Source organism: Saccharothrix coeruleofusca (assembly GCF_017876325.1).
Taxonomy (GTDB): domain Bacteria; phylum Actinomycetota; class Actinomycetes; order Mycobacteriales; family Pseudonocardiaceae; genus Actinosynnema; species Actinosynnema coeruleofuscum.
Map to the genome: position 1 here is coordinate 6616056 of NZ_JAGINV010000001.1, position 15047 is coordinate 6631102.

Genomic DNA, 15047 nt, shown 5'->3' on the forward strand with positions numbered 1-15047 from the left:
CGGCCGCGCCTACCCTCGTCAACGTGAACATCGTGCTGCTTGTGGTGCTGGTGCTGGTGGGCGTCGCGCTCGTGGCGATCGGCGTCCTGGGCGTGCGCGGCCAGCTGCGGCGCAACCGCTTCGTCGGGGTGCGCACCGCCGCGTCGCTGCGCGACGACGAGACCTTCGCGCTGGCCAACCGGGTGGCCGGGGTGCCGAACCTGGTGGCGGGCCTGGTCGCGCTGCTGGCGGGCGCGGCCGTGCTGGTCAACCCGGCGACCGCCGTGGTGGTGGGCCTGGTCGGCCTGGTCGGCGCGGTGGCCATCGCGGTGGCGGGCGGGGTGCAGGGGCACCGCGCCGCCGAGGCGCTGCCCGAGCCGGAGAAGTCGGGCTGCTCGACGTGCGCCTGCGCGGGCGCCTGCGGCGTCCTCAGCCGCGCCTGACCCGCCTGCAAGTACTACCCGAGCCTCGTCCCGGGGCCGGTAACTACTACCCGAGGCGCGTGCTCGCGTACCACGGGTAGTAGTTACCGGCCCTGAAGCGGCCCTCGGGTAGTACTTGCCGACGCCTTGGTCAGTTGCGCTTGACGTCGGAGGGGAAGGTGGCCAGCAGCGCGGTGGGCATCCCCTGCCTGCGCAGCACGCGGCCCCACAGGTCCACGTTGGCCGGGGCGAGCACGTCGTCGGGCAGGCCGGGCACCACGATCCAGTCCTCGCGCTCGATCTCGCCCGCCAGCTGGCCCTCGCTCCACCCCGCGTAGCCCGCGAACACCCGCAGCCCGCGCACCTTGGGCAGCAGCTCCTCCGGGTCGCCGTCCAGGTCGACCAGCGCCACCGGCCCGTGCACGCCGACCACCCCGTCCAGCCGGGTGTGGTCCTCGCCGGTGCGCAGCGCGGCCAGGCACAGCGCGGTCTTCTGCTCCACCGGTCCGCCGATGTAGACCGCCTGCGGCCGGGTCACGTGCGGTCCCCAGTTGGGCAGCACGTCGTGCACGGCGACCTCGCTGGGCCGGTTGAGCACCACGCCCAGGGTGCCCGCCCCCCGGTGGTCGATGACGTAGACCACCGTGCGGCGGAAGTTCGAGTCGGTCAGGCTCGGTGCCGCAACCAGCAGGGAACCCGGTTCGACTTCGGCATCTGGTCGCACGCCCTCCATGATCTCAGAAGAACTCGGCACACCCCGCGTGGAACAACCGAGGTAGCCCGGTCGTTGCACAGGTGGTCGGGTGCTTCGTGTCCCCCGGGCTCACTAGAAACCGCCCGCGCGGAATACCGTCCGGCTGGAGCCGCGCGGCGCATGGCGCCGAGAGGCGACCGGGCATCCGACCAGCGGAGGCCGGACCCCCACCGGGGTCCGGCCTTCGCCCTCTGCACCGTCCGAACCGGGCATACCCTCGGAGGGTGACAAGCGCCGGCACCACCCCGGTACGGCACCACCTGGGGGTCCGGAAGCTGCTGGCCGGGGCCGACTTCCGCGGGCTGCTGGCCTCGCGGTTGGCGGCCCAGTGGGGTGACGGCCTGTTCCAGGCGGGCCTGGCCGGGGCGGTGCTGTTCAACCCCGAGCGGCACGCCGACCCGGCGGCCATCGCGGCGGGCTTCGCCGTGCTGCTGCTGCCCTACTCGGTGGTGGGACCGTTCGCCGGGGCGCTGCTGGACCGGTGGGATCGCAGGCGGGTGCTGGTGGTGGCGAACCTCACCCGTGCGGGGTTCGTCCTGCTGACCGCCGCGGCCGTCGGGCTGGGCATGGCGGGTCTCCCGCTCTACGCCGCCGCGCTGGCCGTCACCGGGGTGAGCCGGTTCGCCGCGTGCGGGTTGTCGGCGTCGCTGCCGCACGTCGTGGCGGAGGACCACCTCGTCGAGGCCAACGCGTTCGTCACCACGCTGGGCGCGCTGACCTCGGTGGCGGGCGCGGGCTGCGCGGTCGGGTTGCGGGAGCTGTTCGGCGAGGGCGACGGCGGGTCGTCGTGGACCACCGCGTGCGCCGTGGTCGGCTCGCTGCTGGCCGCCGCGCTGGCGGCGCGGTTCGCGGCGGGCGCGCTGGGGCCGGACGAGGTGGACGAGCCCAGTCGCACGGTGATCGCCGTGGCGCTGGGTCTGCTGGACGGCGCGCGGGCCGCCTGGCGCGCTCCCCGCGTGGCCGCCACGCTGGTGGCGCTGCTCGCCCACCGCGCCGCGTTCGCGGCGTCCCTGCTGGTCACGCTGCTGCTGATGCGCCACTCGTTCACCGACGCGGGCCCGTTCAAGGCGGGCTTGGCCGGGTTGGGCGAGGTGGCGGTGTCCGGCGGCGCTGGCATCCTGCTGGCCGGGCTGGTCACCGACCGCCTGGTCGACCTGCTGGGCAGGCGCGGCGCGGTGGTGGGCGCGCTGGCGCTGGCCGCCGCCACGCAGCTGGGCCTTGGCCTGCCGATGCTGCTGCCGACCGTGCTGGTGGCGGCGTTCCCGCTGACCTTCGCGGGCCAGGTGGTGAAGCTGTGCGCGGACGCGGCCGTGCAGGGCGATGTCGGCGACGGGGTTCGCGGCCGGGTCTTCGCCCTGTACGACACGCTGTTCAACGTCACCCAGGTGGCCGCCGTGTCCGCCGCCGCGGCCTTCGTGCCCGCGGACGGCCGGTCACCCGGCCTGGTCCTGACCGCGGCGGCGGTCTACCTGCTCGGCGTGGTCTGCTACCTCCTGATCCTCAACCGCAGGTAACCCACACGAGGCACCCACCCCCACGCGAGGCCGCGTCGGCCTGTCGGGATGCCTTTCGCGGAAAATCACGCTCTTCGATTTTCCGCGAAACGCGTGCCGATGGGCCGACTTCCGGGCGGCCGAGCCGCCGTCTGCGGAGCAGCGGCAGTTCAACGCGGCAGCGGCAGTTTGATCATGCCCGCCTCGTGCGCGAAGACCACGGCGGCGATCCGGTCCCGCAGGTTCAGCGCCCGCAGGATCTCCGCGACCTCGTACCCGACCTGGCGGACGCTGATGGCCAGCACCCTCGCGATCTCGTGGTCGGCCAACCCCCTGGCCAGGCACCTGAGCACCGCGCGCTGCTGTTCGTTGAGCACCGCCAAGTCCTGCGCCTGAGCGGCTCCCCCGGTGGACAATCCCCAAGCGTTCACGACACCACCCCCAGTGTGCTTGTCGAAGCGCACAGTCATGGTCTCGCAACGGGCTGTCACTTGGCCAATGTTTCGCCGGAATGAGTACTAATGGGTAGTCGGCGGCTCGATTCCCTCCGACCTGGCCCAGGCCAGCAGCTCGGCCACCGCCTCGTCGTAGTCGAGGGGGCCGCGGTCCAGCCGCAGCTCCTTGAGGAACTTCCACGCCTTGCCCACCTGCGGGCCGGGCGGCAGGCCGAGCAGCCGCATGATCTCGTTGCCGTCCAGGTCCGGCCGCACGCGCTTGAGGTCCTCCTCGGCGGCCAGCCGCTCGATGCGGCGCTCCAGGTCGTCGTAGGTGCGCTGCAGCGCGTTGGCCTTGCGCTTGTTGCGGGTGGTGCAGTCGGCCCGCACCAGCTTGTGCAGCCTGCTCAGCAGCGGTCCGGCGTCGGTGGCGTACCGGCGCACCGCCGAGTCCGTCCACTCGCCCGTGCCGTAGCCGTGGAACCGCAGGTGCAGGTACACGAGCTGGCTGACATCCTCGACCACGTCCTTGGCGTACCGCAGCGCGCGCAAGCGCTTGCGCACCAGCTTCGCGCCGACCACCTCGTGATGGTGGAACGAGACCCCGCCGCCCGGCTCGAAGCGCCGGGTCTCCGGCTTGCCCACGTCGTGCAGCAGCGCGGCCAGCCGCAGCACCAGGTCCGGCGAGGACTCCCGGTCCTCCAGGTCGATCGCCTGCTCCAGCACCACCAGCGAGTGGTGGAACACGTCCTTGTGCTGGTGGTGCTCGTCGATCTCCAGCTTCATCGCGGGCAGCTCGGGCAGTACCACGTCGGCCAGCCCGGTGCTCACCATCAGCTCGACGCCCGCCCTCGGGTGCTCCCCGCACAGCAGCTTGGACAGCTCGGCCTGCACCCGCTCCGGGGTGATCCGCTCCAGCTCGCCCGCCATCGCGGTCATCGCCTCGACGACCCTGGGCGCGGGCCGCAGGCCCAGCTGGGAGACGAACCGGGTGGCGCGCAGCATCCGCAGCGGGTCGTCGCCGAAGGACTGCGCGGGGGTGGCGGGCGTGTCCAGCACCCCCGCCGCCAGCGCCGCACGGCCACCGGTCGGGTCCACCAGCACCCGCTGCACCAGGTCGAACGCCATCGCGTTGACGGTGAAGTCGCGCCGCACCAGGTCACCCTCGACGGTGTCGCCGAAGGTCACCTCGGGGTTGCGGGTCACCCCGTCGTAGTCGTCCGCGCGGAAGGTGGTGATCTCCACGGTCTGCCCGCGCTTGGTCGCGCCGACCGTGCCGAACGCGATGCCGGTGTCCCACACCGCGTCCGCCCACCCCGACAGCAGCCGCAGGATCTGCGGCGGCCGGGCGTCGGTGGTGAAGTCCAGGTCACCGGCCAGTCTGCCGAGCAGCGCGTCCCGGACGCTGCCCCCGACCAGGTACAGGCGGTGCCCGGCCGCGGCGAAGCGGTCGGCCAGCTCGTCGGCCACGGGGAAGGCGCTCAGCAACTCGACCACGGCGTTCTCCTGCGTGGCGGACAGGTTGGACCCAGACACGGGGAGCCAGGGTATAGGGCGCGCCGGTCGGTCACCGACCGGATTGATCACGTGGCCGCCCGCGTCCGCCTGCCGCACTACCATCAGGACCATGCCCCAGTCGTCCGGTCGCTCCGGCGCTCCCAAGCCGAGGCGCCGGAACCGGCGCCGGGGCCGTCGGCTCAAGACCGTGGACGAGACCTCGGCGGGCGGCCTGGTGCTGGACCCGGTGCGCCGCGCCGCGGCGCTCATCGGGCGGCTGGACCGGCGGGGCCGGTTGTTGTGGTCGCTGCCCAAGGGCCACATCGAGGCTGGTGAGACGGCCGAGCAGACCGCGGTGCGCGAGGTCGCCGAGGAGACCGGTATTCATAGCAGGGTCCTGCGCCCGCTCGGCTCGATCGACTACTGGTTCGTCGCCGAGGACCGCAGGGTGCACAAGACCGTCCACCACTTCATCCTCGAAGCGCTGGGCGGCGAGCTTTCCGACGAAGACGTGGAGGTCACCGAGGTGGCGTGGGTGCCCCTTGGCGAACTGGACGAGCGGCTCGCCTACGCGGACGAGCGCCGACTGGTGCGCCGAGCCGCCGAACTGCTCGCCGAGTTCGGCCTGGACCTGGATGGAGCGGAGTCGGCGTGAAACGGCTGCTGGCCGCGCTCGCGGCGGCTTCGACCCTGCTCGTCGCGGGGGCGGCCAGCGCGCCCGCGACGCCCGCCGACGGCGGGCGACTGCCGATCAAGCCCGCGCCCGCCACCCAGATCTGGGCGACCAGGGCGCTGTCCAGCCAGCCCGGCCAGCAGCCGCAGCAGCTGCTGCGGCTGGACGTGGAGGAGCTCACCCCCAGGGTGATCACCTCCGACGGCCCCGCCTCGGTCACCGTGCGGGGCAAGGTGGTCAACGTCGGCGACCGCGACGTCACCGACATCGAGCTGCGGCTGGAGCGCGGCGACGCGCTGCGCACCGAGGAGCAGGTGCGCTCCGCGCTGCGCGAGCCCGCCGACGCCGAGGTGGTGCAGCCGCAGTTCACCCGGATCGTGGAGGAGCTGCCGCAGGGCCAGAGCGCGCCGTTCAGCCTCACCGTGCCGCTGCGCGGCGGCGAGCGGTCGTCGCTGGAGATCGAGCAGCCGGGCATCTACCCGATCCTGGCCAACATCAACGGCGTGCCCGAGTACGGCGGCCGGGCCCGGCTGGCCGCGCTGAGCACGCTGCTGCCGGTGCTGTCGGTGCCCGGCGGCGCGGTCCAGGGCCCCTCCGGCAACCAGGCCAAGCTGACCCTGCTGTGGCCGCTGGCCGACGAGCCGAAGCTGGTCCAGGTGGCCGCCGGGGGCGGCACCGAGCTGGTCGACGACGAGCTGGCGTCCTCGCTGGCCCTGGGCGGCAGGCTCTACGGCCTGCTCAAGGGCTACGAGGCGGCGCTGGACAGCCCGCTGGCGCCCGCCGTGTGCGTGGCGGTGGACCCGGACCTGCTGCGCACCGTGGCCGCGATGACCGAGGGCTACCAGGTGCGCGGGCGGGGCGCGGGCGCGGGCCAGCGCGACGCCGAGCTGTGGCTGGACCTGCTGCGCAGGCTGGTCGCGGGCCGCTGCGTGGTGGCGCTGCCGGACGCGGACGCCGACCTGGTCGCGCTGTCCCGCGCGGGCCGGGGCGACCTGGGCGGGCTGGCCGTCGCGGGCGCCGGGCTCGTGCAGGAGCTGCTGGAGGTGCAGCCGCTGCCGAAGCTGGTGTGGCCCGAGGACGGCGTGGTCGACCAGGGCACGCTGGCCGACCTGACCGCTCACGGGGTGACCTCGCTGGTGCTCGACCAGTCCGCGGTGGCGGGCACGCCGGGCGCGGGCCCGGTGCTGGTCGGCGGCGACCGCGCGGTGACCGCGGTGCGCATCGACGCGATGGTCTCCGACGCGCTGCACGGCGGTTCGCCCGCCCAGGTGCTGGGCGGGGTGGCCACGCCGACCGAGGCGCTGCCGGTGTCGGTGCAGAACGCGCTGGCAGCGCTGACCTACCGGGCGGCCTTCCAGGGCACCGGGCAGAACGTGGTGATCGCCCCGCCGCGCCGCTGGAACGCCCCGACCGGCGAGGTCGGCGCGTTCCTGGAGACGGCCGAGGCGCTGGTGGCGGGCCAGTTCGCCGCCCCGACCGGGCTGGAGGGCCTGGTCGGCGGCACGCCCCCGGAGCAGACCGCGGCGCTGAGCTACCCGGTGGAGGCGGGCGCGCGGGAGGTCACCCCCGAGGTGGTCGCGTCGGTGGGCCAGTCGTGGCTGGAGCTGCAGGACGTGGCGGGCGCGATGAGCCAGGAGGACGCCGGTTCGGCCGCGCCCGAGGACCTGGTCGACCCGCTGCGGCTGGGGCTGCTGCGCGCGGTGTCCGGCGCGTGGCGCGGCGACGCGCAGGGCGCGCGCGCGGCGCTGGCGCTGGCCCGCGACCGCATCGACGGGCTGCGCAGCCAGGTCACGGTGACCGAGCCGGGCAGCCCGATCCTGCTCGGCTCCGGCGACAGCCCCATCCCGGTGACCGTCAAGAACCGGCTGGACGTGCGGGTCACCGTGCGCATCGTGGTGGAGGACACCCCCGGCATCGAGGTCAAGCAGCTGGCCGACCAGGTGCTGCCCGCGCGCGGCGACCGGTTGATCAGCGTGCCGGTGGAGGTGCTGCGGTCGGGCCGCTTCAGCGTGCACGTGAAGCTCGCCACGCCCTCGGGCGTCGAATTGGGCGATCGGGCCCGGTTGGAGGTTTCATCCTCCGCGTACGGGACCATAACCGTGGTCATCACCGCTCTGGCGGGCGCGCTGCTGGTGCTGCTGTCGGCGCGGCGGATCTACCGCCGCGTGCGCGCGGCCAAGGCGGCGGAGGCCGCGGCCGCGCCCGCCCAGCGGAACGACCTGGCCGAGGACCCCGCCCCCGAACCCCTCCACAGCCCCGCCGAGGAGACCGCCGCCCCCGCGCCGGAGAAGTCGAGCACGAGTTGAGCGACGCGACCACCCAAGTGACCACACCCGTGACCGGCCTGGGGAGCACCCCGGCGACCGGCGGGGCGCAGCCGAAACCCCAGTCGCTGGCCCGCGCCAGCGGCTCGATGGCCATCGCCACCATCGTCAGCCGGGTCTCCGGGCTGCTGTCCAAGCTGCTGCTGATCACCATCATCGGCTCGGGCACGCTCAACGACTCCTACCAGGCCGCCACCACGCTGCCCACGATGATCAACGAGCTGCTCCTGGGCGGCGTGCTGACCAGCGTGGCGATCCCGCTGCTGGTGCGCGCCGAGAAGGAGGACGGCGACGGCGGCGAGTCCTACGCGCAGTGGCTGATCACCATGTCGGCGGTGCTGCTGGGCGCGGGCACGGTCGTGGCGGTGCTGTGCGCGCCGCTGCTGACCGGCCTGTTCACCGGCGACGCGGACCAGGCCAACCCGGCGCTGGTCACCGCGTTCGCCTACCTGGTGCTGCCGGGCATCGTGTTCTACGGCCTGTCCGCGCTGCTGGGCGCGATCCTCAACACCAAGGGCGTGTTCGGCCTGCCCACCTGGGCGCCGGTGCTCAACAACGTGGTGGTCATCCTCACGCTGGGCGTGTACTGGCTGGTGCCCGGCGAGATCAGCCTCGACCCGGTGCGGATGGGCGAGCCGAAGCTGCTGGTCCTGGGCATCGGCACGATGCTGGGCGTGGCCGTGCAGGCCACCGTGATGCTGCCCGCGATGCGCCGCTCCGGCATCCGGTTCCGCTGGCGGTGGGGCTGGGACCGCAGGCTGGCCGAGTTCGGCGGGCTGGCCTTCTGGGTGCTGCTGTACGTGGCGCTCGGGTTCGTCAGCATGATCGTGCTGACCCGCGTCGCGCTCAACGGCGAGGGCGCGCTGACCGCCTACAACTACCAGTGGCTGGTCGCCCAGGTGCCCTACGGCGTGCTGGGCGTGTCGCTGCTGACCGCGCTGATGCCGAAGATGAGCCGGGCCGCGGCGGCCAACGACGTCGACGCCCTGGTCGGCGACCTGTCGCTGGGCAACCGGATGTCGTCGATCCTGCTGATGCCGTTCAGCGCGCTGCTGACGGTGTCCGGCGTGGCCATCGGCATCGCGGTGTTCTCGCACGGCGCCTCCGGGCTGGAGGGCGGCGAGCGGATGGGCGCGGCGCTGGCGCTGTCCGCGTTCGGCCTGGTGCCCTACGCGATCACGCTGCTGCAGCTGCGCGTGTTCTACGCGCTCAAGGACGCCCGCACGCCCACGCTCATCCAGGCCGTCATCGTGGCGGTGCGGATCGCCCTGCTCTACGTGTTCCTGGAGATCTCCCCGCCGGACAAGCTCGCGGTGGGCGTGTCGATCGCGATGTCGCTGAGCTTCGTGGTCGGCGCCCTGGTCGGGCAGCTGTGGCTGCGGATCAGGTTGGGCAGGCTGCGCACGGGGTACACCGCGTGGACGGTGTGCCTGACCGTCGTCGCCTCGGCCATCGCGTTCGCGGCGGCGACCGGGCTGGCCTGGCTGCTGGTGCGGGTGCTGGGGCTGGAGGCCCCGGTGGCCAAGGCGTGGGTGGAGGTCGTGGTGCAGACCGCGGTGGGCCTGCCGCTGAGCTTCGCGCTCCTGGCGCTGTTCCGGGTGCCCGAGGTGACCCCCGCGCTGGACAAGGTGCTCCGCCTGGTGAGGCGTCGGTGAACGCGGTCCGCTGGGCCCGTCCCGTACGCTCGGACGCGTGAACGGCGGCCCCGTCCAGAACACCTCGCTGGTCCCCGGCGGGGTGATCGGTGACGGCCGCTACCGCCTGCTGGCCCGCTCCGGCGTGGACCGGCGGTGCGACGCGGAGCTGTGGCGCGCGCGGGACGGGCAGCTCAACCGGGACGTGGCGCTGACCGTGCTGGTCGGCAGCCCGGCCGACCACGCCGCGGTGGCGCGGGCCAAGCGCACCGCCGAGCGGGCCATGCACGCCTCCAGCTTCACCCACCCCGGCGTGGCGCGGGTGATCGACGTGCTCACCCCCGGCGCGGGCGTCAAGCTCGGCGAGGGCATCCTCGGCATGGTCGTGGCCGAGTGGACCCAGGGCAGCGACCTGGTGGACCTGCTGGCCGACGGCCCGCTGCCCGCGGGCTCGACGACCCGGCTGCTGGAGCCGCTGGGCGCGGCCATCGAGGGCGCCCACCACGCGGGCCTGGTGCTCGGCGCGGACCACCCGCAGCGCGTGCGGGTCACCCCGGACGGCAGGCTGCGGCTGGCCTTCCCCGGTCCCCGGCCCGACGCCATCGCCCGCGACGACGTCAAGGGCCTCGGCGCGCTGCTGTACCTGCTGCTGACCGGCCGCTGGGCGCTGCCGGGCGGCCCGCCGGAGGTGCCCGCGGCACCGACCGGCCCGGACGGCTCGGTGATCGCGCCCAGCGCGCTGCACCCGCAGGTGCCGCACGAGCTGTCGTCGGTGGCGGTGCGGTCGCTGGAGGACGCGGGCGTCGGCGGCATCCGGACCAGCGCGGCGATCCTGCAGGTGCTGGAGCAGATCGCCGAGTCCGAGGCGCAGACCGCGCTGATCAAGCCGGTGCCCGACGACACCGACGACGGCGTGGTGTGGACCACGCAGCGGCCCGCGCGCGGCAAGGAGCACCGGCGCAAGCTGATGATCAGCGTCGCGGTGCTGGCGCTGGCCACGCTGGCGGTGGTGGTGTGGCTGGGCGTGCAGATCGTGAGCTTCTTCAGCGACGAGCCCAGCAAGGGCGGCGGCCCGACCGTGGTGGTCGGCCAGTCCGAGCAGCCGGGGCGCGGCGAGCAGGCGGCCGAGCCGACCCCGCTGGGTCCGGTGCAGCCCGCCGCGGTGGGCGTCTACGACGTGACCAACCGGCCGGACAACGCCAACCGGGCCAACCGGGCGGTGGACAACAACCCGACCACGTCCTGGCAGACCGACAGCTACCTGCAGCCCCTCCCGGCGCTCAAGCCGGGCATCGGGCTGATGGCCTCGTTCGCCGAGCCGGTGAAGCTGGCCTCGGTGACGGTCACCTCGCCCAGCGAGGGCACGGTCGTGGAGATCCGCACCGCGGCGGCCAACGACGCGCCGGTGGAGCAGACGCAGGTGCTCGCCACGGCCACCCTGTCCGCCGGGCAGACGCAGGTCCAGCTCGGCGACTACCCGCCAAGCCAGCACGTGCTGGTGTGGATCACCAAGCTGGCGGGCGGCGGGCGGGAGAACAAGTCGGAGATCGCCGAGCTGGTCTACACCCGCGCGGGGGAGTCCTGAGGCCGATCGGGTGAGATCGGAATTGTCGGGGCCTGCCGATACGCTCTGCGCGTGACCGCCGCAGCCAGCTCGGACGCAGACCTCATCGCGGCGCACGCCGCGGGCGACCCGCACGCCTTCGCCGAGTTGGTGCGCCGCCACCGGGACCGGATGTGGGCGGTGGCGCTGCGCACGCTGCGCGATCCGGAGGAGGCGGCCGACGCGCTGCAGGAGGCGTTCATCTCGGCCTTCCGCGCCGCGGCGAACTTCCGGGCCGAGTCGCAGGTCACCACCTGGCTGCACCGGATCGTGGTCAACGCGTGCCTGGACCGGATGCGCAGAAGACAAACACGGCCCACAGTCCCGCTGCCGGAGGCGGGCCCCGGCGAGCCGGTCGCGCCGCGCGACGCGATGGCCGAGCGGGAGACGCACCTGGTGGTCCAGGCCGCGCTGAACGAGCTGCCGGAGGAGCAGCGCGCCCCCATCGTGCTGGTCGACGTCGAGGGCTACTCGGTGGCCGAGACGGCCCGGATGCTGGGCATCGCCGAGGGCACGGTGAAGAGCCGGTGCGCGCGCGGGCGGGCCAAGCTGGCCAAAGTTCTGGGGCACCTCCGGAACCGGAGTGCAAGTGCGAACGTCCCAGCTGATGGTGTGAATGTGCGTCAGCAACGTCAGTGGGAGGAACGATGACCGGCAATGCGCGGCGCTCAGGGCCGCCGTGGTCCGTCGACCTGCTGGCCGACCTCCACGCCGGTCTGCTGGACCCCCGCGAAGAGGCGGAGCTGCGCCCGCTGGTCGAGGCCGACCCGGAGGCCAAGGAGGTGCTGGCCGCGCTCGACGCCACCGTGCAGGACCTGCGCGACCTGCCCCCACTGCGGATGCCTGACAACGTTGCCAGCCGCATCGACGCCGCGCTGGCCGAGGAGGCCCGGCGAAGCGCGCCCCAGCCGACCGGGCAGCCGGTGGCCCCGGTGGTCGACCTGGCCGCGCGCCGCCGCAAGCGCCTCGGCTGGGGCGCGGGCCTGCTCACCGCCGCCGCGGCGGCCGTGGGCCTCGCCGTCATGGTCATCCCGAACGGCGGGGGCGGGGAGGGCGGTCAGCAGGCCCAGCCGCCCGCGACGACGCCCAGCACGGGCGCCTCGGCGGACAAGCCGCTCGCGGTCAGGGGCAACGACTTCGGCCCGGTGCTGGGCGACGTGCTCAAGGCCCAGAACTACGGCCCCCTGGAGAACCAGGAGAAGCTGGCCGGGTGCCTGCGGGGCGCGAACATCGTCGCCGCCAAGCCCATCGGGGTCAGCCCCATCACGCTGGACGACAAGCCCGCCGTGATGGCCGTGCTGCCCCGCGGCGCGGGCACCAAGGGCCAGTTCCGCATCGTGGTGCTCGACCCGGCGACCTGCGGCCCGGACAACCCCGACGGGGTGCTCGCGGACAGCCCCGTCGGCCCCAACTAGTAGCCCGCCTCACCCGAGGGCCGGGGAATGCCCTGACCCTACGATCCGTTGGAGCACAGTGCAGGCCGGGTACTCCCGGCCCGTCGCGACTAACGGAGGTCGAGGGTGTCGGACGTTCGGAACCTGATCGTCGTGGGGTCAGGGCCCGCGGGGTACACCGCGGCGGTCTACGCCGCTCGCGCGCAGCTGAACCCCCTGGTGTTCGAGGGCTCGCAGTACGGCGGTGCGCTGATGACCACCACCGAGGTCGAGAACTACCCCGGCTTCCGCGAGGGCATCATGGGCCCCGACCTGATGGAGCAGATGCGCGAGCAGGCCAAGCGCTTCGGGGCGGAGCTGCGCGCGGAGGACGTGGAGTCGGTCGAGCTGGAGGGCGAGGTCAAGTACGTCACCGCCAACGGCACCCGCTACGCGGCCAAGGCCGTGGTGCTGGCGATGGGCGCGGCGGCCCGCTACCTCAACGTGCCCGGCGAGCAGGAGCTGCTCGGCCGCGGCGTGTCGGCCTGCGCCACCTGCGACGGCTTCTTCTTCCGCGACCAGGACATCGCGGTGGTCGGCGGCGGCGACTCGGCGATGGAGGAGGCGACCTTCCTCACCCGCTTCGCCCGCTCGGTCACCATCATCCACCGGCGCGAGGACTTCCGCGCCTCGCGGATCATGCTGGAGCGCGCCCAGGCCAACGACAAGATCAAGTGGCTGCTCAACGCCGAGGTCGTCGAGGTGCTCGGCGACGGGGCGGTGTCCGGCCTGAAGGTCCGCGACACGCGCACCGGCGAGGTCTCCGAGCACCCGTTCACCGGGTTCTTCGTCGCCATCGGCCACGACCCGCGCAGCGAGCTGGTGCGCGGCCAGGTCGAGGTGGACGACGAGGGCTACGTGAAGACCAAGGGGCGCAGCACGTTCACCAACCTGGACGGCGTCTTCGCCGCCGGTGACCTGGTGGACCACACCTACCGGCAGGCCATCACCGCCGCGGGCTCCGGCTGCTCCGCCGCGATCGACGCGGAGCGCTGGCTGGCCGAGCACGGCGAGTCCGCGGCGGCCATCACGGCCGAGCACGTCGGCGGCGGGTACAGCGAGCCCGTCACCACCGGCTGACCCCACCCCCCAAGAGGAGAGAGAACAATGGCAGGCTCCACCGTGGTCGTGACCGACAAGACCTTCGCCGACGACGTTCTGACCAGCGAGAAGCCGGTGCTCGTCGACTTCTGGGCGACGTGGTGCGGTCCGTGCAAGATGGTCGCCCCGGTGCTGGAGGAGATCGCCGCCGAGCACGCGGAGAAGATCACCGTCGCCAAGCTGGACATCGACGCCAACCCGTCGATCGCGCGGGACTACCAGATCATGTCGGTGCCCACCATGATCCTGTTCCAGGGTGGCCGCCCGGTGAAGCAGATCGTCGGCGCCAAGCCGAAGGCCGCGCTGCTCAACGACCTCTCCGAGGTGCTCTGACCCCGGAGCGTGCAACCACTCGGGTGACCCGTCCGTCTTCCACCAAGGCGGGCGGGTCACCTGTTCGTGGGTGGGTAACCACCGCCAGTAGCCCAGCGTGGGGCGCGCCGGGCCGCAAGGCACAATAAGGCGTCATGTTCCGCGTCGGCCCTCCGTCGGCGCCGTAGTGAGGTAGGGGTGAATGCTGCTACTCCGCCGCGGGGATGTCGGCCCAGAAGTCGCCGAGGTCAGGGCCACCCTGACCAAGCTGGGCCTGCTGTCCGACCCGCACCCGTCACAGGTGTTCGACCTGTCGGTGGAACACGCGGTGCGGGCCTTCCAGCAGCAGCGGGGACTCATCACCGACGGTCTCGTCGGGCCCGCGACCTACCGGGCCCTGCGCGACGCGACCTACCGGTTGGGTGACCGCCCGCTGGCGTTCCTGATGTCCCAGCCGGTCACCGGCGACGACGTGTTCGCCCTGCAGGAGCGGCTGCTGGAGCTGGGCTACGACGCGGGCCGCGCCAACGGCGAGTTCGGCCAGCAGACCGAGCAGGCGCTGCGCAGCTTCCAGCGCGACTACGGCCTGATCGTGGACGGCATGTGCGGCCCGGACACCGTGCGGGCGCTGCGCCAGCTCCAGCCCAAGGTGCGCGGCGGCAGGCCGGTGTTCCTGCGCGAGCAGGAGCGCGTGCGCAGGGCCGGGCCGAGGCTGGCCGGCAAGCGCATCATCATCGACCCCGGCCACGGCGGCCAGGACCGCGGTGTGGTCGTGGACGGGGTGTCCGAGGCCGACCTGATGCTGGACCTGGCGCGGCTGCTGGAGGGCAAGATGGCCGCCACCGGCATGGAGGCCCTGCTCACCCGAGGCCCGCGCAACTGCCCGGACGAGAGCGAGCGGGCCCGCTTCGCCAACGAGGCGGGCGCCGACCTGATCCTGTCGCTGCACACCGACGCCAACCCGTCCCCGGTCGCCTCCGGCGTGGCCAGCTTCCACTTCGGCACCGGCAACGGCACCTCGTCCACCGTCGGCGAGGCGCTGGCCGGGTTCATCCAGCGCGAGCTGGTGGCGCGCACCGGGATGCTGGACTGCCGCACCCACCCCAAGACGTGGGACATGCTGCGGATGACCCGCTGCACGGCGGTGCGCGTGGAGGTCGGCTACCTGACCAACCCCGGTGACCGGCAGCGCCTGGTCAACCCGTCGTTCCGGGACGTGGTGGCCGAGGGCATCCTGGTCGCGGTCAAGCGGCTGTACCTGCTGGGCAAGGACGACCAGCCCACCGGCACGTTCACCCTGGACGACCTGGTGCGCCACGAGTTGGCCACCGGGCAGGCCCGCTGATCCGCCGACCCCGACGAGTGATCCTCCGCCCGGCGACCTGACC

At 73.4% G+C, this 15047-nt stretch carries 14 protein-coding genes; 11 read left to right on the plus strand and 3 right to left on the minus strand.

Annotated features, from left to right (window positions below; translation table 11 throughout):
- Positions 1-23 precede the first annotated feature (23 nt).
- The gene (locus JOF41_RS30395; protein ID WP_229794988.1) at positions 24-422 is read left to right on the plus strand and encodes an SdpI family protein; all 399 of its coding nucleotides are present in this window, start codon (positions 24-26) and stop codon (positions 420-422) included.
- Between the two features lie 130 nt (positions 423-552).
- On the opposite strand, the gene JOF41_RS30400 is transcribed toward JOF41_RS30395, so the two are convergent.
- Positions 553-1134: a YqgE/AlgH family protein gene (locus JOF41_RS30400; protein WP_189221570.1), complete on the minus strand. Its 582-nt coding sequence runs from the start codon at positions 1132-1134 to the stop codon at positions 553-555.
- Positions 1135-1379: 245 nt separating this feature from the next.
- Here JOF41_RS30400 and JOF41_RS30405 point away from each other — a divergent pair, with 245 nt between their 5' ends.
- A complete protein-coding gene (locus JOF41_RS30405; protein ID WP_209623444.1) occupies positions 1380-2669 on the plus strand; it encodes an MFS transporter in 1290 nt (429 codons plus the stop codon).
- 149 nt (positions 2670-2818) lie between these two features.
- Here JOF41_RS30405 and JOF41_RS30410 read toward each other — a convergent pair whose 3' ends face one another.
- A complete protein-coding gene (locus JOF41_RS30410) occupies positions 2819-3079 on the minus strand; it encodes a response regulator transcription factor (protein ID WP_189221568.1) in 261 nt (86 codons plus the stop codon).
- Between the two features lie 87 nt (positions 3080-3166).
- Positions 3167-4618: a CCA tRNA nucleotidyltransferase gene (locus tag JOF41_RS30415; RefSeq protein ID WP_307867573.1), complete on the minus strand. Its 1452-nt coding sequence runs from the start codon at positions 4616-4618 to the stop codon at positions 3167-3169.
- Positions 4619-4709: 91 nt separating this feature from the next.
- Here JOF41_RS30415 and JOF41_RS30420 point away from each other — a divergent pair, with 91 nt between their 5' ends.
- From JOF41_RS30420 to JOF41_RS30460, 9 genes are all read left to right on the plus strand, one after another.
- Positions 4710-5234 carry an NUDIX hydrolase gene (locus JOF41_RS30420; RefSeq protein ID WP_189221567.1) on the plus strand — a complete coding sequence of 175 codons (525 nt, stop codon included), beginning with the start codon at positions 4710-4712 and terminating at the stop codon, positions 5232-5234.
- The gene (locus JOF41_RS30425; RefSeq protein WP_209623445.1) at positions 5231-7558 is read left to right on the plus strand and encodes a DUF6049 family protein; all 2328 of its coding nucleotides are present in this window, start codon (positions 5231-5233) and stop codon (positions 7556-7558) included. The genes JOF41_RS30420 and JOF41_RS30425 overlap by 4 nt, the downstream gene beginning before the upstream one ends.
- 17 nt (positions 7559-7575) lie before the next feature.
- Complete coding sequence (gene murJ / locus JOF41_RS30430) at positions 7576-9231, plus strand: murein biosynthesis integral membrane protein MurJ (RefSeq protein WP_307867574.1); 1656 nt, start codon at positions 7576-7578, stop codon at positions 9229-9231.
- A gap of 37 nt (positions 9232-9268) precedes the next feature.
- Positions 9269-10795, plus strand: coding sequence for a protein kinase family protein (locus JOF41_RS30435; protein ID WP_209623446.1), 1527 nt, complete (start codon positions 9269-9271; stop codon positions 10793-10795).
- 51 nt (positions 10796-10846) lie between these two features.
- Positions 10847-11464 carry an RNA polymerase sigma factor SigM gene (sigM, locus tag JOF41_RS30440; protein ID WP_189221564.1) on the plus strand — a complete coding sequence of 206 codons (618 nt, stop codon included), beginning with the start codon at positions 10847-10849 and terminating at the stop codon, positions 11462-11464.
- Positions 11461-12228: an anti-sigma factor family protein gene (locus tag JOF41_RS30445; protein ID WP_189221563.1), complete on the plus strand. Its 768-nt coding sequence runs from the start codon at positions 11461-11463 to the stop codon at positions 12226-12228. The genes sigM and JOF41_RS30445 overlap by 4 nt, the downstream gene beginning before the upstream one ends.
- 105 nt (positions 12229-12333) lie before the next feature.
- On the plus strand, positions 12334-13326 hold the full coding sequence (gene trxB / locus JOF41_RS30450; protein WP_189221562.1) for a thioredoxin-disulfide reductase: 993 nt from the start codon (positions 12334-12336) through the stop codon (positions 13324-13326).
- A gap of 27 nt (positions 13327-13353) precedes the next feature.
- Positions 13354-13680, plus strand: a complete 327-nt coding sequence (gene trxA, locus JOF41_RS30455; RefSeq protein WP_189221561.1) for a thioredoxin — start codon at positions 13354-13356, stop codon at positions 13678-13680.
- A gap of 181 nt (positions 13681-13861) precedes the next feature.
- Entirely contained in the window at positions 13862-15004 is a 1143-nt protein-coding gene (locus JOF41_RS30460) for an N-acetylmuramoyl-L-alanine amidase (protein ID WP_189221560.1), read from the plus strand.
- Positions 15005-15047: the final 43 nt, after the last annotated feature.